The following is a 19,483-nucleotide window of genomic DNA, read 5'->3' as shown; positions in this document are numbered from 1 at the left end:
TGGAGGTCTGCGAGGGCACCCGTCGATTCGCCGGCCGCACCGCGGTCCTGCTCACCGTCGTGCCTGCCGGGGGCCCGGCCGTGCCGCCGCCCACCCCGACCCGAGGAGCCGCCCCATGCTCACGACCGCCGGCACCACCGCCCAACCGGACAGCCCGCCCCCGTACGCCGACGCCGCCCCCGGGCTCGCGGTGACCGCGACCGCGGTGGTGCAGGACCGCGACGGCCGGGTGCTCGTGCTGCTGCCCGCGGCACCGGCCGCGGACGCCGAACCCCTGCTGCCCGGCGTCGCCGTCTCCGGCCGGGAGACGCCGGAGGAGGCGCTGACCCGCGCGCTGTGCGACGCGCTCGGCGCCGACCTGCGCGCCGGGCGGCTTCTGGCCGTGGACTCCGTTCCGCCCGCCGCGGGCCCGGCCGGCCCGGCCGGCCCCGCCGGGCTCGTCCACCTCTACGCCGCCGCGCCGCCGGCCTCCGCGCCGGGTACGGCGACCGACGCCGCCGGCGGCGCGGACGCCGCCGGGCTCACTCCCCGCTGGCTGGACCGCGACGCCGCACTGGCCGCCCTGCCCGTGCCCGCCGCACGCCGGCTGCGCGCCGCGTTCGACGCCTGGGACACCGGCGCCGTCGCGCACCTCGTCGGCGGCGAACCGCAGCCAGGCTCATCCGCCGCGCTCTCGGCGGGCCGCCGGGCCGAGTTGGAGCACGCCGCCGCGCTGGACCCGTCCTCGTACCTCGCCGTGCGCCCCCGCGTGCTCGTCGGCGCCGGCGCGCTGGTGCGCGACAGCGTCGGCCGGCTGCTGCTGGTCCGCGCCGCCTACCGGGCCGACGGCCGCTGGCAGTTGCCGGGCGGCGGCGTGGACAGCGACCTGGGCGAGACCCCGCGCCCCGCGGCGCGGCGGGAGCTGCGCGAGGAGACCGGGCTCGACCGGCCGCTCGGCCGGCTGCTCGCCGTCGACTTCTCCTCGCGCCGGCCCGCGCCCGCGCTCGTCGTGTACGTCTACGACGGCGGGGTACTGGACTCCGCCGACCTGTCCCGGATCCGCGTCGACGGCACCGAGATCGTCGACTGGCGGCTCGCGGCCCCCGACGAGTTCGACGACCTGCTCCTGCCGCGCGGTGCCGCGATCGCGCGGGCGGGGCTCGGCGCGCTGGAGGAAGGCGGGGGCCCGCTCGACCTCGTCGCGGGCCGGCCCGCCTGAGCGGGAGCCGGTGACTGCCCTACGGGCCGGCCGCCGGCACCGTACGGGCCGGGCGGACCGGCGCTGCGACAGCCCGTACTCCCGCCGCCCTACGCGCTGGTAACGTCCGGTCATGAGCGGACACGTACGCACCGAGCGCACCGGCCCCGTCACCACCGTCGTCCTCGCCCGCCCCGAGGTCCGCAACGCCGTCGACGGCCCGACCGCCGCCGGACTCGCCGCCGCCTTCCGGGACTTCGAGGCCGACCCCGACGCCCGCGCCGCCGTCCTGTGGGGCGAGGGCGGCACGTTCTGCGCCGGCGCCGACCTCAAGGCGATCGGCACCCCCGCGGGCAACCGCGTCGCGCCCGACGGCGACGGCCCCATGGGCCCCACCCGCATGCGCCTGACCAAGCCCGTCATCGCCGCCGTCAGCGGCCACGCCGTGGCCGGCGGGCTGGAGCTGGCGCTCTGGTGCGACCTGCGGGTCGCCGAGGAGGACGCGGTGTTCGGCGTCTTCTGCCGCCGCTGGGGCGTGCCGCTGATCGACGGCGGCACCGTACGGCTGCCCCGGCTGATCGGCACCGGCCGCGCACTGGACCTCATCCTCACCGGGCGTCCCGTGCCCGCACCCGAGGCGTACGAGATGGGGCTCGTCAACCGGCTCGTGCCTCCCGGCCGGGCGCGCGCCGCGGCCGGGGAACTGGCCGCGGACATCGCCCGTTTCCCGCAGACCTGCCTGCGCGCCGACCGCGCCTCGGTGCTGGAGCAACACGGCCTGCCGGAGGCGGAGGCGATGGCGGCGGAGCTGCGCCACGGCAGCGCCGCGCTGGGCGAGGCGACGGCCGGGGCCGGGCGCTTCGCCGCGGGGGAGGGGCGGCACGGGGCCTTCTGACGTGCGGGGGCGGCTCAGCCGGCGACCGGTAGCGTGAACGACCCGCGCGGCGCGCCCCAGTGGCCGCCGTCGGCGATGCGCGAGACCACGGCCCGCTCCAGCGTCGTACGCACCGGCAGCGCCGCGACGTCCGCGGGCGTGCGCACCAGGCGCCGGAACACGAACTCGACGATCCCGCGGTCGGGCGCCGCCAGCCCGTGCTCGTCCGGCTCGGGCACGTGCGTCAGCTCCCGCGGATCGAGGGTGAACCGGCGCTGGAAGCGGACGATGTTGCTCTCGGCCGGCAGGTACTCCGCGAGCTGGGGATCCAGCAGCCACGACGCGCAGTTGAGCCGCAGCCCACCGCCGGCCGCCGCGCCGTCGAGGAACGTGCCGAAGCGGCGCGGGAAGAACTCCGCGGCCCGCGCGATCGACTCCTCGCACGCCCGCGGGTCCAGCGGGCCGCCCTCCGGGATGTGCACCTCGAGCCCGTGGCCGGCGTCCGGATCGCGGTCGAGGTTGAACTGCAGCCGGCCGAGGCGGTAGAGGATGCCGCTGTAGGGCAGCGTCATCCACCACTGCTTGCCCATGCCGCCGACGTCGTGCAGCCGCCGGTGGACGCCCACCTTGTTGCCCAGGTCGGCGAGCGTCGCCCAGGACACGTCGTCCGGCACGTCGTGGCGCGCGTGGTACGCCCGCACCTCCGGCACGGCGGCGAGGAAGACCGTGGCGTGGAACCAGCGCCCCGCCGCGCCCAGTTCCGCCGGCAGTGACGGCCCGCTGCCCGGACCGCCCCGGTCGTCGCCGACCGACCCCATCGCGGCGGCCAGCGCGGCGACGCAACGGTCCAGCAGCCACGCGTACGGCGAGCCGCCTTCGGCCACCTCCGCCAGCGCCGCGGTCAACTCCGCGTCCTCGCGCTCGGCGATGCCGACCGCGCGCAGCAGCGCGGTCAGCTCCGCGCCGCGCGGCACGACGGCGGGCGGTGGCGCGGGGTGCGCTGCCTCCAGGGCGTCGGTCCACGGGGCGTAGCTGCCGTCGAGCCCGAGGCGGTCGCGGACGGCGGCGGCGTTCAGGGCGGTCACGCGGACATCATCTCAGCACACCGGCAGGCCCGGGACCGGGGCGTCGTTGGCGCCGCCCTTGACGTAGACGACGCTGACCCAGACGCCGGCGTTGCCCGAATCGTCGTCGGTCCTGCCCCACCACACGTTCGTCCACTCGCCGGACGTCTCGCGGTAGGCCTTCTTCTCCTGGCAGAAGAAGTAGTTGGTGCCGGCGTAGAGCGTGCCGACCGGGCGGTGCGCCGCGTCGTACGACGAAGCGGTGCGCCAGACCTCGCAGTTGTACTTCCCGCCGCCGATGGGCGTGCACGACGGGTCGGGGACGGAGCCGCCACCGCTGCCGCCGCCCGGCGTACCCCCGCCGCCACCGCTCCCGCCCCCGCTGCTGCCGCCGCCGTCCGAGCCGGAGCCGCCGCCGGAGGACCCGCCGGCGGCACCGCCGTCGCCGCCACCGCCGTCGCCGCCCCCGCCGTCCGTGCCGCCGCCCGCCGCGGCGCCCCCGTCCTCGGCGGGGGAGTCGCCGCCGTCCGTGGCCGGCGCGTCCTCCCGGTCCCCGCCCTTGTCGTCCTTGCCGTCCTTGCCGCCCTGCTCGTCCTTCTCGCCACGCTCGTCGTCGCCCTGGCCGTCCTGTTTCCCGGCCTCGCCGTCCTCCCCGGGCGACGGGGACCCGGCCTCCGCGGCGGGCTCCCCGTTCCCCTCGCCCGCGGTCGTCCCACCGTCGTCGCCGCCGGCGAGTGCGTACGTCACACCGCCCCCGGCGAGCAGCACCGCCGCCGCCGCGGCGGCGACCGGCAACCAGCGGCGCCCGCCGCGGCGCCGGTGCGGTGCCGTCTGCTCGGCGGTACGGGACTCGGTGCCCGGCGGTCCGAGCTGCGGCGGGCCGAACCGCCCCTGCGGCGCGGCGTGCCCGGGCGCCGCGGGCGCCCCCGGCCCGTACGCGCCGGGCGGCGGCGCGGCCGGCACCGGGCTCAGCCGCATCGTGTCGGGCCCCGGCGCGGGCGGCGGCCCCGCCGTTCCGGCGATCGGCTCCAGCAGGGCGCGGGCCCGGTCGACGCCGGCGCGCTCGCCCGGGTCCTTGGCCATCAGCGCCTCCAGCACGGGCGCGAGCGGCCCGGCCCGGCGCGGCTCCGGCAGCGGGTCCACGATGATCGCGGTGATCGTCGACCACGTGGACGTGCGGCGGAACGGCGAGATGCCCTCGACCGCCGCGTACAGCGTCGCGCCCAGCGACCACAGGTCCGACGGCGGACCGGGCTGTTCACCGCGCGCCCGCTCCGGCGCCAGGTAGTCCAGCGAGCCGACCAGCTCGCCGCTGCGCGTCAGATGCGTGCTGTTGCCGTCGGCCGGCTCCTCCATGGCGGCGATGCCGAAGTCGGTGAGGACGACCCGGCCGCCGCGCTCCAGCAGGATGTTGCCCGGCTTCACGTCCCGGTGCAGCACGCCCGCGCGGTGCGCGGCGCCGAGCGCCTCCACCACCTTCAGCCCGATGTGCGCCGCCTCGGCCGGCGTGACGCCGCCCCGCTCGCGCAGCACGTCGTCCAGCGACGGCCCGTCGACCAGTTCCATCACGATGACGGGCCGGCCGTCGTGCTCCGTCACGTCGTGCACGGCGACGACGCCCGGATGCCGCACCCGCGCCGCGGCGCGCGCCTCCCGCTCCGTACGCAGCCGCATCTCGGCGAGGTCGCGCGCGTCCGCATCGCTGTACGCCCGCAGTTCCTTGACCGCGACCTCGCGTCCCAGCCGCTCGTCGACGGCCCGCCACACGGTGCCCATGCCACCGCGTCCGAGCTGCGCCACCACCCGGTAGCGCCCGGCGAGCACTCGCCCGGGCCCTTCCGCCCCGTTGTCCCCCAGTTGCATGTCCTGCCCCGTATCACGTGTCCAAGAAGTGGCAGCTTACGTGCCGCGGGGCGCGCGGGACGGGTGACTGGTCAGTAGTACACGAAGACGTGGATCACCGCCCGCGCCGCGAGGGCCGGAGACGGCGGGTGCGGCGCGGGCGTGCGGTCCGGGCGTGGGGCGTGCGTGCCGGTCGCGGCGGCCCTCAGCCGGCGAGGGGCCGGAGGTCGTCGAGCGGCACGGGCACGTCGAACGCGGTGCGTGCGCCTTCGGTGCCCTCGGCCGGATGCTGGGGGTCACTGGCGGCGGCGCAGGTGACCGGGGCGGCGCCCCCGGCCGGGGTGACCGCCTGGCGGACGGTGTGCGCGACCGGGGTACGGGGCGCGCCGGCCGCGCCCGTTGTGCCGTCGGCGCCGGCCGGAACCGGCGGCTTCCCCACGCGCCCGGGGGCGGGCGGAGCGCCGGGTACGGTCCGAAGCTGCGCCGGTGCGTCGTGGGCCGAGAGGAACGCGGCGGTCGCCGCCGACCACGTGTAGCCCTCCGCCTGCAGCCGCGCCGCCGCGCGCCGTTCGCCTTCCGGGCGTGCGAGCAGCCGCCGGACCGCGTCCGCGTACGACCGGCCGGTGTCCTCGGCCACCGTGCCCGCCGTGCCGATCAGGCCCGGCAGCGCGGAACGCGCGCTGACCACCACCGGGGTGCCCGCGGCCAGCGCCTCCAGCGCGGACAGCCCGAAGGTCTCCGCCGGACCCGGGGCCAGCACCACGTCCGCGGTCGCCTGGAGCCGCGCGAGTTCCGTGGCGTCCGAGACCTGGCCCAGGAACGTCACCGGCAGCCGCTCCGCGCGGGCCCGCTGCCGCAGCCTGCGCAGCAACGGCCCGTCACCCGCGACCACCAGCCGCGCGGGCACACCCGCCCTGCGCAGCACCGCGAGCGCGTCCAGGGCGCGGCCCGGCCGCTTCTCGGGGTGCAGCCGCGAGCACAGCGCCAGCAGCACGGTGCCCGGCTCCGGCGCGTGCAGCGCGCGCAGCCGGGTGCTGCGCCGGTCGGGGTGGCAGCGCTCCAGGTCGACTCCGAGCGGAGCCCGGACGACGTTCCGTGCCCCGACCCGCTCGAACTCCCGCGCCGCCCAGTCGGTGGTGCACACGACACGCCGGTAGGCGTACGCCGTACGGGCGTTGAGCAGGTCGGCGGCCCGGCGGGCCGCGGCGCCGGAGGCGCCCCAGGCGGCCAGCAGGCCGTCCACGCTCTCGTGCGACACCATCACGGCGGGCACGCGCGCCCGGCGCGCCCAGCCGCCGGTCCAGCGCAGGGTGGTGCGGTCGGAGACCTCCAGCCGGTCCGGGGCGAGCCGGGTGAGGAGCCTCTCCACGCGGCGCCGGTCGGCGAGTACCCGGTAGCCGCCGGGCACGCGGGGTCCCGGCAGGGTGATGACGCGGCCCTGCTCCTCGCGGGTGTCGGCGTGGCAGGGTCCGGGGACGACGAGGACGGGCTCGTGGCCCGCCGCCCGGTAACCGGCGCCGAGTTCGCGCAGGGCGGTGCGCAGGCCGCCGGAGACGGGGGTGACGAAGTTCGCCAGGCGCACGATGCGCAGTGGCCGGCTCATGGGGTGCCTCCTGAGTCGACGGGGGTGTCGCCGTGGGGGGCTCGGCGCTCGTCGTCGCCGAGAGGGGCGACGCGGGCGCCGGGCGCGGCCGCCGGAGCGGCGGGCTCCGGCGTCGCGGGGCGCGGGCCCCGGAGGCGTATGAGCCGTCGCCCGGCGCCGGTTGCCGCCGGGTCCGCGGCCACCGCCGGGCGGCGCCGGTGGGGCAGGGGTACGTAACGCCGCCGGACGGCGGGCGCGGAGACCGGCGGGGCCACGGGTGCCGCGGCCGGCCGGGGTGTCTCGCGCGGTGTCCGGGTGGCGGCTTCCGTCAGGACCTCCGTGTAGTGCTCCAGGAGTTCGTCGCCGATGCGTTCCCAGCTACGCCGTTCCACGGCCGACCGGGCCGCCGCGCCGTAGCCGGCCCGCAGCGCCGGGTCGCGGAGCCGGAGCACGGCCGTCCGGATCGCCTCCGCGTCGTGCGGCGGCACCAACAGGCCCGTCCGTTCGTGCGCGACGAGGTCCAGCGGTCCGCCGCGCGCCGGGGCGACGACCGGGACACCGCTGGCCATCGCCTCCTGCACGGTCTGGCAGAAGGTCTCGTACGGGCCGGTGTGCACGAAGACGTCGAGCGAGGCGAACAGCCGCGCCAGCTCCGCGCCGGTGCGGCGGCCGGTGAAGTGCGCGCCCGGCAGCGCGGCGCGCAGCGCGGCCTCGCTGGGCCCGTCGCCGGTGACGACGACCCGTACACCGGGTTCCGCGCACAGCTCGCGCAGCAGGGCGACGTGCTTCTCCGGCGCCAGCCGGCCCACGTAGCCGACGAGCAGTTCGCCGCCCGGGGCGAGTTCGCGGCGCAGCCGCTCGTCGCGGTGGTCGGGGTGGAAGCGCCGCGCGTCGACGCCGCGGGCCCACAGCCGTACCCGCGGGATGCCGTGGGCGGTGAGGTCCGAGGCGGCGGCGAGCGACGGGGCGAGGGTGCGGTCCGCCTTGCGGTGCACGGCGCGCAGCCGGCGCCAGGTGAGCGACGTGCCCGCGCCGAGGTAGGTGCGGGCGTACGTGGCGAGGTCGGTCTGGTACACGGCGACGGTGGGGAGGCCGAGCCGGACGGCGGCGGACATGCCGCGGGCGCCGAGGACGAAGGGGGCGGCGAAATGGACGAGTTCGGTGCCGTGGTCGGCGAGCACCGGGGCCAGGCTGCGGGTGGGGAGAGCGACGCGGACCTGGCGGTAGCCGGGGAGGGGGACAGAGGGGATGCGTACGACAGGACAGGGGACGTCCGAGTCCGTACCCCACGACGGCGCGTCGCCGGCGGCGGGCGCGTCCGGGGCGATCACGAGCGGGTCGTGACCCCGGCGCACCAGGTGCCGGACGGTCTGCAGGGCGCAGTGGGCGACCCCGTTGACGTCGGGCGGGAAGGACTCGGAGACGAGAGCGAGACGCATACCGAAGGTGTGACCGGTCCGGGCGAGGTTGTCACGACGTGGATCTTTACCCGTGGGGAACACCCGATGGCAACCGCCCCGGCGGGCGGTCGACCCGCCCCGGGACGCCCCCGTTTGTTTGCGTTCTGGTGCAATCCCCGGCCGCTGCGCGCCGCGCCGGGCGATCCTGCCGTGACCGACCGGAACACAGGGGGATGAGCATGAACGCGTGGCAGACCCGCACACTCCTGGGCGTCGCCGCACTGGCGGCACCCTTCGTCCTGGCGTCACCGGCGCCCGCCTCCGGGCCCGCGGGCGGCGGGGACGCCCGCGGCGCGGGCGCGGTGGCCGCCGCGGAGGCGGTGCCGAACACCGACCCGTCGTTCCTGCAGGTCTACGACGCCAACGTGGAGAACCTGCCGACGACGACGGAGTCCTGCCCCGGCGACTGGCACGACCTCATGTACTACATGCGCCTCCAGGAGTACCGGCCGGACATCTACCTCGTCCAGCAGATCAGCGACCGCGCGCAGCTCGACCTGCTGCTGCAGCGGATGAAGGAGCACTTCGGCGAGAACTACGCCGGCGTCCTCGCGGAGGACGAGCCGGCCGACTACGAGAACGGCTGCGCGGGGCGGGTGAAGCAGACCAACGGCGTCATCTGGCGCACCGACCGGCTCTCGCTGAAGACGTCCGCCTCGCCGGACAACCGCTGGCAGGCGCAGCGGGAGTTCCCCGAGGGCTCGCGGCAGTGCGTCAACAACGACCAGCCTCGGAGCAAGGGCGTCAAGGCGCTGCTCCTCGACAGGCTCTCCGGCAGGACGGTCACCGCCGCCTCCTTCCACTGGCCGACGCAGGACCACGGCGGCACGTACTGCAACGTCTCCAACGCCGGCGAGCTGAGCAACGAGCTGACCGAGGACGGCTACGGCGCCGCCGACCTCTTCGTCGCCGGCGGCGACACCAACCACTCCGCCAGCACCACCAACGGCCAGGACGACTGGACCACCTGGTACGAGGCGACCAACGGCGACCTCGGCGGCCCGCACCGCTTCCGCGACGCCGTCTACGCCGGCTGCGCCGACGCGGGCGGGCCGATCCCGGACTGCCTGGCCGACAAGTGGACGCTGCACACGAACAAGCCGCGCCGCATCGACTTCCTCCTCACCCGCAACCCGACCGGTGCGCCGCCGCGCACGAGCCACCCGGTCGTCCCGGACTTCGACGAGGGCGACGCGGCCGACCTGGAGCTGACCGGCAGCGACAACCAGGACATGGACTACTCCGACCACCGGGCGGTGGGGGCGCGCATCCACTACTGACCACGAGCCGCCCCGGTCAAGGGGGACACGCGCCGGCGCCTGTCGCGGGCCGGCGTGCGTGGCCGGGGCCCGCCGGGGCCGGGGACGGCCCGGCCCCGGTGCGGGACCGGGGGCGGCGGTCGCGGAGCCGCCGCTCCCGGTCCCGCGCGCGCCGGTTCCGGAAGGGCCGGCCCCGCGTCTCCGCCTCGGGCGCGCCGGGCCGTGTGCGGCGCGCCGCCCTCAGCGCAGCAGCTCCAGGACCGACGCCACCGTGTCCGCCTCCGCCGCAGTCTTGTCGTCCCGGTACCGCACCACGCGCGCGAACCGCAGCGTCACCCCCTCCGGATAGCGCGGCGAGCGCTGCACCCCGTCGAACGCGACCTCCACCACCAGCTCCGGCTGCACCACCACGCCCCAGTCCTTCTGCGCCACCGACAGCTCCTGCAGCCGCTCCGTCTGCCACGCCAGCAGCGCGTCCGTCATGCCCTTGAACGTCTTGCCGAGCATCGCGAACGAGCCGTCCTCGCGCCGCGCGCCGAGGTGCAGGTTCGACAGCGTGCCCGTACGCCGCCCGTGGCCCCACTCCGCCGCCAGCACCACCAAATCCAGCGTGTGCACCGGCTTGACCTTCAGCCACGCCGCGCCGCGGCGGCCCGCGCTGTACTCCGAGTCCAGGGCCTTGACGACGACGCCCTCGTGCCCGCGCGCCAGCGTCGCGGCGGTGAACTCCCGCGCCGCCGCCCGCTGCGCCGCGTCCCCGGGATCGGCGACCTCGATCCGGCGTACGCGGCGCGGCTCCGGGGTGATCCTCGCCAGCTCGGCGTGGCGCTCGCGGGCCGGTGTGGCCAGCAGGTCGCGGCCGTCGACGGCGAGCAGGTCGAAGAAGACCGGGTGCACCGGGAGCGTCTGCCGCGCGCCCGCCACGTCGACCCGGGAGCCCACGCGGCCGGCGACCTCCTGGAACGGACGCGGGTCCCCGCCCCCGCCGAGGGCGATCACCTCGCCGTCGAGCACGGCCGCCGCCGCGGTCAGCTCGTGGGCGGCGGCGACGACCTCGGGGAGCCGGTCGGTGATCTCGTCGAGCGTGCGGGTGTAGATCCGTACGTCCTCGCCGTCCCGGTGCACCTGCACCCGGATGCCGTCGAGCTTCTCCTCCACCGCGCACGGCCCGAGCCGGCCGATCGCGTCGTCCACGTCTTTCGCCGACTGCGCGAGCATCGGCTGAACGGGGCTGCCGACCGACAGCCGGAAGTCCGCCAGCGCCTCCGGGCCGCGGGCCAGCACCGCCTCGGCGACCGTGCCCACGGAACCGGCGAGCATCACCGCGCGCCGCACTCCGGCCGGGTCGGTGTCCACCGCGACGGCCAGGCCCTCGGCCGCGAGCGCGTCCAGCGCGCCCTGCCGCAGCTCACCGCCGATCAGCCCGGCGAGGAACCGCTGCTCCTCCGCCGTGGCGGCGCCCAGCAGCTTGTGCAGCAGCCGGCGCCGCTCGGCCTGGGCGCCCTTGCCGGAGACGGCGGCGATGGCGTCGAACGCCTCGTTCACCTCGCGCACCGTCAGCCGCGGCTGACGGGCGGCGGCGGGGGCGTCCTTCAGCGCGCTCCAGCCCACGCCGGTCCTGCGCTGCGGCAGCCGCCCCGCCAGATACGTGACCACGAGGGGCGCGTCGGCGGGGTCTGTCTCGCGGAACACCGCGGCGAGCAGCGCGGTCTTCTCCGAGCGGGCCCGGGTGGCGGCGATCTCCCGCGAGGTACGGGCGAGGTCGGCGAAGAGCATGCCCCCATCGTCGCCCACCCCGCCGACATCCGCCCCGCGACCGGCCGGAGGGACCGCGCCGGGTCAGCCTCCGCCCATGAGCCGGCCCAGCGGCGCGACCAGCTCGCCCTCCTCGTACGCCAGGTGCGACAGCAGCGCCTCCGCGAGCAGGCCGACCGCGCTCCGCAGCTCCGCCGCCCCCTCCGGGCCCGCGACGAAGGCGACCAGCGCGCGGTCGACGTTCTCCAGCACGTCGTCTATGACCCGGTGCTCCTCCGCCAGCCGGTCGATGACGGGCGCGAGCCGCGGGTCGAACCGGCGCAGCTCCGGGAACACCTGCCGGTCCTCGGCGGTGTGGTGGAGGGTGAGGACCCGGCAGTACGCGGCGCAGTGGGCGCCGAGTGACCAGTTGCTCTGGCGCAGGGTCATCGCCGCGATGTGCGAGCGGGCGGCGCCGGGGGTGAGGGAGCCGTCGGCCACCTGGACGACCAGCTCGCGCAGCCGCTCCAGCTCGTCACGCAGATGGTCGTGGACCTCGACGAGGTGGTGGCCGGCGGAGACGTCCTCGCCGGGGCGGGCGGTGCGGGCCTCGGGCACGGTGGGGCGGGTGCTCTCGTCCCAGAGCGCCGGTCGCGCGGCGGACGTCTGTTCTTCGCCGGCCGTACGGTGCGGACCGCCACCGCCCCGCACCCGGGCCACGTCCCGCTCTTCGCGTACGGGCTCGGGCACCGCGCCACGCTCCTCGGCGACGAGAGCGCGTACGGCGGGGGCGACCTCGCCGGCGAAGCGCTCGATCTGCCGCGGGTCGCCGGTCATGATCAGGAACGTGGCCGTGCCGTACGAGAGCGCGAACTCCGCGAGCTGCTCGGCCGGGTGCTCCTGCCCGAGGTTGAGCAGCCGCCGCACGTCCCCGGGCGCACGCCCCGCCGCCACCGCCGCCTCGTCGATCACCTTGTTGCCCTCGGCGAGGGCGCCGGGCGAGTCCAGGGACGGCAGCGACGGCAGCCACCCGTCCGCCGACCGGCCGATGAGGCGCAGCATCCGCGGCTTGAACGCGCCGAGCCAGATCTGCATCTCGTGCGCCGGCCGCGGGCCGCGCTTGGCGCCCTGCACGCGGTAGTGCCGCCCGTCGAAGCGGATCCCGCCGCGGGCGTCGGTGTCCCACGTCTCGCGGATGATCCGGATCCCCTCGTCCAGCGCCTCCACGGCCTCGCCGGGCGAGCGCCGCGGCCCGCCGAGCGCCGCGACGGCGTCGACGAACCCGCCGGCGCCGAGCGCCAGCTCGAACCGCCCGCCGCTGAGCAGGTCCAGGCTCGCCGCGCCGCGCGCCAGCAGGGCCGGCGGGCGCAGGGGGAGCGGGTGGACGTTGCCGGCGAGGGTGACCCTGTCCGTGCGCGCGGCGACGTAGGACAACAGCGTCCAGGTGTCGAGGAACGCGGGCTGGTACGGGTGGTCCTGGAAGGTGATCAGGTCGGCACCGGCGCGTTCCGAGAGCTGCGCGAGCGTGACGGTCGCCTCCGGGTCCCGGCTGGAGGGGATGAGGTTGATGCCGAAGCGGAGATCGTGGCCGTAGTCGGGCATGGGCTTCCTCAGCGGAGGGAAATTGTTCGTGCCGCGAACCAGATTATTTCGCGCCGCGAACTAGTGTCAAACTTGGAGGTGTTCCCCGGGAGGTGCCATGACGAGCGAGCAGACGGAACGGACGACGGTGCCGGCCGCGCCGGCGGCGCGCCCGGAGCCGAAGGCGCAGGCCGACGACGCCGGCGCGGCCGGACTGGCGGGCGCGCTGATACGGCTCACGCACACGCTGCAGCACGTTCTCGCGGAGGCCGGGCGCGAGCAGGGCCTCACCCCGCAACAGGTCCAGTTGCTGTGCGCGCTCAGCGGCGGTCCGGTGGGGATGAGTGAGCTGAGCCGCTGGCTGCGCCTGGGCAGGTCGGGGCTGACCGGCCTGGTGGACCGCGTCGAGCGGCGGGGTCTGGTGGCCCGTACGCCGGACGCCGACGACGGCCGGGCGTGCCGGATCACGCTGACCGGGGCGGGGGAGGCGCTCGCCGGCCGCGCACACGTCGGAGTGACGGCCCGGGTCGCCGCGATGGCCGCGGGGCTGGACGCCGGGGAGCGCGCCGCGCTCACGGACGCGGTGACGCGCGTCCTGGACGGGGCACCCTGCCAGTCCCCGTCGCCCCAGGCGTGGCCGGAGCGGGCCTGAGCCCCGCTACGTACGACCACGGCGGAGGCCCGGTGACGAGGCCGCGTGGCCGTCCCGGCACCCTCGTCAAGCGGTGCGGGGGCTGCTACGTTCCTCCGCCATGACGCTGCGGGGAACTCTGAGTCGCCACGCCGTCGCCTGCCTCGGCGCGGCCACGCTCGCCGCCGGCCTCGGCCTCGCCGCCGGCCCGGCCCACGCCGGCACCGACCGTCCACACGAGCGCCGGGACCTGCCCGGCTGGGAGCTGAAGGACACCGGCAGCGACGCCCGGCTGCGCGGGCTGTCGGCGGTCGGCCGCGACACGGCGTGGACGTCCGGCTCGGGCGGCACGGTGCTGCGCACGACGGACGGCGGGCGGACCTGGCGGGACGTGTCCCCGCCGGGGACCGAGGCGCTGGAGTTCCGCGACATCGAGGCGCTGGGCCGGCGAAGCGCGGTCGTCCTGTCCATCGGACCGGGCGAGGACTCCCGCATCTACCGCACCGACGACGCCGGCGCGACCTGGACCGAGACCTTCCGCAACGACCACCCCGACGCCTTCTACGACTGCGTCACCTTCTTCGCCGGCGGCCGGGACGGACTCGCGCTGAGCGACCCGGTGAACGGCCGGTTCCGCATCCTGTCGACGTCCGACGGCGGCCGCTCCTGGCGGGTGTTGCCCGACGACGGCATGCCGCCGGCGCAGCAGGGCGACGCGGCGTTCGCGGCCAGCGGCCAGTGCCTGGTGAGCACCGGCCGTGCGGACGCCTGGTTCGCCACCGGCGGCGGCGCGACGGCGCGCGTCCTGCACTCTGCCGACCGCGGCCGCACGTGGACCGAGGCCGAGTCCGGCATCCCGGCCGGCGACCCGGCACGCGGCGTCTTCGCCCTGGCCTTCCGCGACGCCCGCCACGGCCTCGCGGTCGGCGGCGACTTCCAGCCCGGCAACCCCTCGCCGGACGCGGCGGCCCGCACCGGCGACGGCGGCGCGACCTGGGCGGACGCCCGCAAGCCGCCGCCCGCGTACCGCTCGGGTGTGACCTGGCTGCCGCACAGCCGCACCGTCGCCCTGGCCGTGGGCCCGACGGGCTCGGACGTCACGCTCGACGCGGGGCGCACGTGGCACGGCTTCGACTCCGGTTCGTACGACACGGTCGACTGCTCCGCCGACCTCGGCTGCTGGGCGGCGGGGGAGCAGGGCAGGGTGGCGCGCCTGGAGTAGCGGGGCGCGTCGGGACCTAAGACCGTGGTGGCCGCGCCCGGCTCCTCCCTACGGTTGAGCGGTCCCCCGAACGGTGCCGAACCGCTGGAGCCAGCCGCGTGACCACCCGCACAGCAGCGCTGATACACCGCCTCGACCTCGACCCGGGGGTGCTGCGGCTGCTGTCGGTGACGTTCCTGTGGGTGGCGCTGACGTGCACCTCGCTGCTCGTCCCGATCGGCCTGACGCTCCTCCCGGGCTACGAGGCGTGGAAGCTCTCCACCCACGACATCGCCCCGGCCCTCGGACTGGCCGCCGCCTTCACCATCGTCGCCGCGCTCCTCGCCGGCTCCCGTACGTCCCTGAAAGCCGCCGCCGCCCGCCTCACCACGGCCCTGGGCCTACGCCCCGGCACCCGCCGCACGGCAGCGGTCAGCCTGGCCGCCGGCCTCGGCGCGGGCGCCCTGTGCCTGGCCGTCGCCGAGTTCCTCGTCCGCATCCCCGCGCTCTCGTCCACCCCCGCCGCGGACGACCCCCGCCACACCGCGGTGGCCGGTACCTCCACCACCGTCCACCTGCTCGACGGCGCCCTGTCCGCCCCCGTCCACGAGGAACTCCTCTTCCGCGCGCCCCTCCTGCTCCTCCTGACCTTCCTGGCCACCCCCCGAGCCCGCGACACGATCCCCACCCCCCTCCTCCGCCACACCACCCTCGCCGCGGCCGCGGCCCTCTCCGCCCTCGTCTTCACCACCGGCCACGAGCTCGGCGGCCCCGTCAACCTGATCTTCGCCGCCTTCCTGGCGGCGGTCACCACGGCCCTGCTCCTGTGGCGCCGCTCGATCGTCCCCTGCGTCGTCGCGCACACGGTCCACAACACCGCGGTGACGGCCCTCTGGCTCTTCTGACCCCGGGAGGAGCCGGCGGGAGGATCTGCTTTGCGGGACCAGGGGGCTGATGCGGTATGGTTCTCGTGCGCGATCGGCCGGGGCGAAACCCCAGGTCGTCCGAGCACCGGGACGTGGCGCAGTTTGGTAGCGCACTTGACTGGGGGTCAAGGGGTCGTGGGTTCAAATCCCGCCGTCCCGACGGTGCGAACCAGGCCCTTTGAGCGGGAGAAATCCCAGGTCAGAGGGCCTTTCGCGATTCCGTGACATGCTGTCAGTCTGACGCTGCGTCAGGCCCTCAGGGACCACTTGGGGACCACGGATTGCGAAAAGCCCCTGATCAGAGCGTTTTCTTGAGGACCAAGATCACGTCTGTTCTCGCGGCGGGTTGTGTGGTTCCTACAAGGCCCGGAGTGTGGCCGCGAGCGCCTGCGAGGGGGCCGGAGCACCCGACAGAACCGACCGTGGAACGAACGGCTCACGTCGATCTTGAGGAAGAGGTTCGGCGACTGCGCGGAGTCGCCGGACTGTGTGTTCGACGGCTCTGGCTCTTCGGCTGAGGGTGGGTCGGTCTCGTCGTACGCCTGGACCTTCGGGGACGGGAAGAGCGGGACCGGTGAGACGACCTCGCACACCTATCCGAACCGGCAGGCGAACTACACCGCCCGGCTGACCGTGACCGACGAGTCGGGCAACACCGACACCGCCACCAAGCCGCTGACCTTCTGGAGCTTCTCCACCCGGGCCTTCTGCCTCGCCCAGTAACCGAGGGGAGAGGGGCAGGTGCCCGGTGTGCCGTGCGGCGCACGGGGCACCGCCGCGGCCGGCCGGAGAGAAGGGCCGGCGGTCAACGTGAGCACCGCCGCCCGGCCCTGAGCACAGAGCCGGGCGGCGGTGTATCCACGGGGTTTCAGGAGGTGGGGGACTTGTTCTGGCAGCCCTGGTTGATCACGAACTGGGATCCGGGTTCGACCAGGATGTCGCCGTCGGCCGAGTCGGAGATCGTCACGTTGCACAGGGCCGCGCTGCCGCGGGCCCCGCCGTGGGCGCGGATGCCGGCGCCGTTGTTCGACTTGGAGATCCGCACGTTGTCGATCTTCACGTCGGGCGTGCTGCCGCCGCCGGACTTGAACTGGATGCCGTCGTACGTCGAGTCCTCGATATCGGTGTCGCGGATGGTCACGCCGGGAATGTTCTGGCCCTGCGCGAACAGCGTGATGGCGCCGAACTCCTGGGCCTCTCCCCAGAACGCGCCGCCCGTGCGGTAGAGGCCGTTGTTGGCGATCAGCGTGGATCCGGAGAAGGGCAGCGGGTCGTGGTCGGTGGCCAGCATGATGCCGGGGTAGTTCGCCGTGTCGTAGACGAGGTTGTTCTCGATGGTGTTGCCGTAGCCGCCGTAGACCGCGATGCCGTTGGCCCGCCAGGGCAGCTGAATGGTGTTGTTCCTGAAGTGGTTGTCGTGCCCGATGTCCGTGGCCTGGTCCTTGACGTACTTGTTCGCCCATACGGCCAGTGCGTCGTCACCGGTGGTGCGGAACGAGGAGTTGAACACCAGTGAGTTCCGCGTGCCGTTGGTGAAGTTGATGCCGTCGGCGTACGTGTTGCGGATCCGCATACCGGTGAACTCCAGGCCGTCGGCCGGCCCCCACAGTTCCGGGATGTTGTCGTAGTCGCGGCCGACCCAGGCGCCCACGTTGGCGTGCTCGATCCACACGTTGGCGATCCTGGTGCCCTTGCCGAACCGGCCGTTGAGGCCCACGCCGCCCTCGGCGCCTCCCGGTCCGCCGCGGATCCGGCCCGAGCCGAAGATGGCGATGTCGGAGATCTGCGTGTTGCTGTCGATGTCGAAGCCGAAGTTGCCCTCGTGGGGATGGTTGATGCCGCCCGCGAGATGCGGCTCGGTCAGGGTGTAGAGCTGGGAGTGCCACATGCCCGCGCCGCGGATGGTGACGTCCTTGATGCCCACCTGGTTGTACTGCCCGCGGTTGAGCGGGTCGTCGGTGAGGATCTTCTGCTCCTGCCGCCACTGCCCCGGGGGGATCCACACGCAGCCGATGTCGCCGTTCTGGTCGGCGGTCACGGCGCGCTGGATGGCGGCGGTGTCGTCGAGTCCGTCGCCCGGCACGGCGCCGTAGTCCGTGATCGAGGTGCACCCGCTCGGCCGGCTCGACGGGGGCGCCACCTGTTCGAGGTCGATCAGGTCGATGATGTAGAACGCGGCGGAGTCGGACGCGTCGCGCTGCAGCTTGAACCGGGTGCCGGCCGGATACGTGGTCGAGAGCAGCGCGTGTGACTCGTCGAAGAGCCGGCGGGCGTCGGCCTGCGGCGTGTTGGTCAGCGCCTCGGGGCCGTCGGTGTTCCCGTACAGCCAGCTGTGCTTGGAGGACAGGGTCAGCTTCCGGGCGAAGGTGTCGTTGACGTAGAGGCTGATGGTGGCCTCGGTGCCGCCGCCGCCCGGGGCGTCGGGGATGGAGTTGCGTACGACGATCGAGTTCGAGGCGCTCGTGGAGGTGAACTCCACGAACTGGCCGGTGCTGTTCAGGCGGACCGACTTCCGGCCAGAGGACTCGCTGGCGAAGTTGGTGTGCCCGAAGGTGCGCCGGGGGTCGGCTTCCAGCAGGGTGCCCTGGTAGCGGCCGGCCTCCGCCTCGTGTTCGACGTACGGGACGGCGGCCCCGCGCCCGACCACGATCGAGCGGGCGAACGCGTTGTTGGACTCGTTGGTCTCGGTGACGACGCCGGTCGCGTCGGCCGTGGCGGTGAGGGTGGCGCCGCCGTTCGTGGCGGTCCAGCTCCCGCTGACGGGCACGGTGGCCGTGGCACCGGCGGCGATGGCCGGGGTGTTCCCGTTGAGCGTGGTGCTCCCGACCGTCAGCCGGGTGACCGTGGTGGCGCTCACCGCGCTCGTCCCGCGGTTCTTGACCGAGACGGTGAACGTGACCGAGGCGCCGGGGGCCGGGTTCGCCGGGTTGGAGCTGATGCCGGTCACCTGGAGGTCGGGGCCGGGGCTCTGGCCGACCACGAGCTGGTTTGCCGCGGTACGGCTGTTGTTGTCGTCGTTCTGCTCGACGACCGTGTTGGTGGGGTCGACCAGACCGGTGACGGAGTAGCTCCCCTCCGCCCGTCTGCCGACGTCGACGGTGACGGTGGTCGACGCGCCCGCTGCGAGCGCGGGCACGGGAGCGCTGCCGGCGACCTGGCCGGAGAGGCTGATGTTGACGGTCGTGGCACCCGCCGCGGCCGAGCCGGTGTTCTGCACCGTCGCGCTCACCCGGATCGTGTCGCTCTCCACCGGCGAGGCGGGCGTCCAGGCCAACTGGCTCACGACCAGGTCGGGGTTGGGCGCCGGGGTGCCGATGACCTGGAGGTCGCCGACCTGGCCGCCGGGGGCGCCGGTGTTGGAGAAGAACGTCAGCCGTACGTCGCTGACGCGCCCGGTGACCGGGATCGTCACGGTGTTCTGGTTGGCCGACGGGTTGAAGCCGTAGTCCGCCCGGGCCTTCAGCGAGGTGAAGCCGGAGGCGGCCTGCTCGCGGCCGAGGATCTGGAGGTTCTGTGTTCTGGCGCCCCAGATCGGGTCGGGGTTGAGCCTGATCACGATCGAGGTGATGTCGGCGTTGGCGCCGAGCTTCACCGTCAGCGTCGAGGGGTACCCGTTGGACTCCCAGTAGGTGTGGACGTTGCCGTCGTTGGCGTTGGACGCCACGTACTGCTGGGTCGTGGAGGACGCCTCGATGGGCTTGCCGGCCGCGAGGTCGGCAGCCGCGGCGGCGCTGTGGGAGTCGTCGGCGGTGGCCGCTTCGGGCGCCGCGGCGGCGGAGGCGGCGGTGGGCAGGATCCCGAACCCGATCAGAACGGCCATGGCCATGCCAATGATCAGCCGTCGGCCGTGCTGGTTCCGTTTCATAGAGCCCTCGGTTCCGTGAGAACGACAGTGTGAGTGCGGGTGACCGCGCGCGGCGGCGTCGGCCGGAACACGTGCCATGAAGTTGCAGAGATCAACTCAGAAGCTTGAGCGATTCCGTTAATCTCTTGCATGGGGGGCAGTCAAAGAGTTCAGCGGAGCCTTCGGCTTGTCAACGGTTGCGGCGTGACGGATCAACAAAATGCCGCAAATCCTTCACGTATCTACGCAGGATCCTGCGTACGTCTTGCCCGGGGTCTCCCGGCGAGGCCGCCCGCCCACACACGGCC

General features: G+C 75.1%; 12 protein-coding genes, 1 tRNA gene and 2 pseudogenes. 8 read left to right on the top strand and 7 right to left on the bottom strand.

Annotated elements, in window-relative coordinates; genetic code table 11:
• Window positions 1-115 precede the first annotated feature (115 nt).
• Together O7599_RS01830 and O7599_RS01825 are read left to right on the top strand one after the other, a co-directional pair.
• Complete coding sequence (locus tag O7599_RS01830; protein WP_281620285.1) at window positions 116-1,198, top strand: NUDIX hydrolase; 1,083 nt, start codon at window positions 116-118, stop codon at window positions 1,196-1,198.
• A 112-nt stretch (window positions 1,199-1,310) separates the two neighbouring features.
• Window positions 1,311-2,072 carry a crotonase/enoyl-CoA hydratase family protein gene (locus tag O7599_RS01825; protein ID WP_281620284.1) on the top strand — a complete coding sequence of 254 codons (762 nt, stop codon included), beginning with the start codon at window positions 1,311-1,313 and terminating at the stop codon, window positions 2,070-2,072.
• Window positions 2,073-2,086: 14 nt separating this feature from the next.
• Here O7599_RS01825 and O7599_RS01820 read toward each other — a convergent pair whose 3' ends face one another.
• From O7599_RS01820 to O7599_RS01805, 4 genes and pseudogenes are all read right to left on the bottom strand, one after another.
• A complete protein-coding gene (locus O7599_RS01820; protein WP_281620283.1) occupies window positions 2,087-3,136 on the bottom strand; it encodes an acyltransferase domain-containing protein in 1,050 nt (349 codons plus the stop codon).
• Window positions 3,137-3,148: 12 nt separating this feature from the next.
• Window positions 3,149-4,978 carry a serine/threonine-protein kinase gene (locus tag O7599_RS01815; RefSeq protein ID WP_281620282.1) on the bottom strand — a complete coding sequence of 610 codons (1,830 nt, stop codon included), beginning with the start codon at window positions 4,976-4,978 and terminating at the stop codon, window positions 3,149-3,151.
• Between the two features lie 457 nt (window positions 4,979-5,435).
• Window positions 5,436-6,560: pseudogene (locus O7599_RS01810) on the bottom strand (glycosyltransferase); the annotation flags it as partial.
• Between the two features lie 302 nt (window positions 6,561-6,862).
• A pseudogene (locus O7599_RS01805) lies at window positions 6,863-7,978 on the bottom strand (glycosyltransferase family 1 protein); the annotation flags it as partial.
• A gap of 200 nt (window positions 7,979-8,178) precedes the next feature.
• Here O7599_RS01805 and O7599_RS01800 point away from each other — a divergent pair.
• Window positions 8,179-9,279, top strand: a complete 1,101-nt coding sequence (locus tag O7599_RS01800; protein WP_281620281.1) for a hypothetical protein — start codon at window positions 8,179-8,181, stop codon at window positions 9,277-9,279.
• Between the two features lie 219 nt (window positions 9,280-9,498).
• On the opposite strand, the gene O7599_RS01795 is transcribed toward O7599_RS01800, so the two are convergent.
• Both O7599_RS01795 and O7599_RS01790 read right to left on the bottom strand, forming a co-directional pair.
• Window positions 9,499-11,034 carry an ATP-dependent DNA ligase gene (locus O7599_RS01795; RefSeq protein WP_281620280.1) on the bottom strand — a complete coding sequence of 512 codons (1,536 nt, stop codon included), beginning with the start codon at window positions 11,032-11,034 and terminating at the stop codon, window positions 9,499-9,501.
• 63 nt (window positions 11,035-11,097) lie between these two features.
• Window positions 11,098-12,594, bottom strand: a complete 1,497-nt coding sequence (locus O7599_RS01790; protein ID WP_281620279.1) for an LLM class flavin-dependent oxidoreductase — start codon at window positions 12,592-12,594, stop codon at window positions 11,098-11,100.
• A 97-nt stretch (window positions 12,595-12,691) separates the two neighbouring features.
• Between O7599_RS01790 and O7599_RS01785 the strand changes: the two genes are divergently transcribed.
• From O7599_RS01785 to O7599_RS01765, 5 genes are all read left to right on the top strand, one after another.
• Entirely contained in the window at window positions 12,692-13,225 is a 534-nt protein-coding gene (locus O7599_RS01785) for a MarR family winged helix-turn-helix transcriptional regulator (protein WP_281620278.1), read from the top strand.
• A gap of 100 nt (window positions 13,226-13,325) precedes the next feature.
• Window positions 13,326-14,426: an oxidoreductase gene (locus tag O7599_RS01780; protein ID WP_281620277.1), complete on the top strand. Its 1,101-nt coding sequence runs from the start codon at window positions 13,326-13,328 to the stop codon at window positions 14,424-14,426.
• A 98-nt stretch (window positions 14,427-14,524) separates the two neighbouring features.
• Window positions 14,525-15,310 (top strand): CPBP family glutamic-type intramembrane protease, encoded by a 786-nt coding sequence (locus O7599_RS01775; protein ID WP_281620276.1) that lies wholly within the window; start codon window positions 14,525-14,527, stop codon window positions 15,308-15,310.
• 107 nt (window positions 15,311-15,417) lie between these two features.
• Window positions 15,418-15,491, top strand: a tRNA-Pro gene (locus O7599_RS01770).
• Between the two features lie 329 nt (window positions 15,492-15,820).
• The gene (locus O7599_RS01765; protein ID WP_281620275.1) at window positions 15,821-16,054 is read left to right on the top strand and encodes a PKD domain-containing protein; all 234 of its coding nucleotides are present in this window, start codon (window positions 15,821-15,823) and stop codon (window positions 16,052-16,054) included.
• Window positions 16,055-16,199: 145 nt separating this feature from the next.
• Here O7599_RS01765 and O7599_RS01760 read toward each other — a convergent pair whose 3' ends face one another.
• The gene (locus tag O7599_RS01760; RefSeq protein ID WP_281620274.1) at window positions 16,200-19,196 is read right to left on the bottom strand and encodes a CARDB domain-containing protein; all 2,997 of its coding nucleotides are present in this window, start codon (window positions 19,194-19,196) and stop codon (window positions 16,200-16,202) included.
• Between the last annotated feature and the right edge of the window lie 287 nt (window positions 19,197-19,483).

This window comes from Streptomyces sp. WMMC500 (assembly GCF_027497195.1).
Lineage (GTDB): Bacteria > Actinomycetota > Actinomycetes > Streptomycetales > Streptomycetaceae > Streptomyces.
Note: the sequence above shows the minus strand (reverse complement) of the source record. Positions and strands in the feature narration are given on the sequence as shown.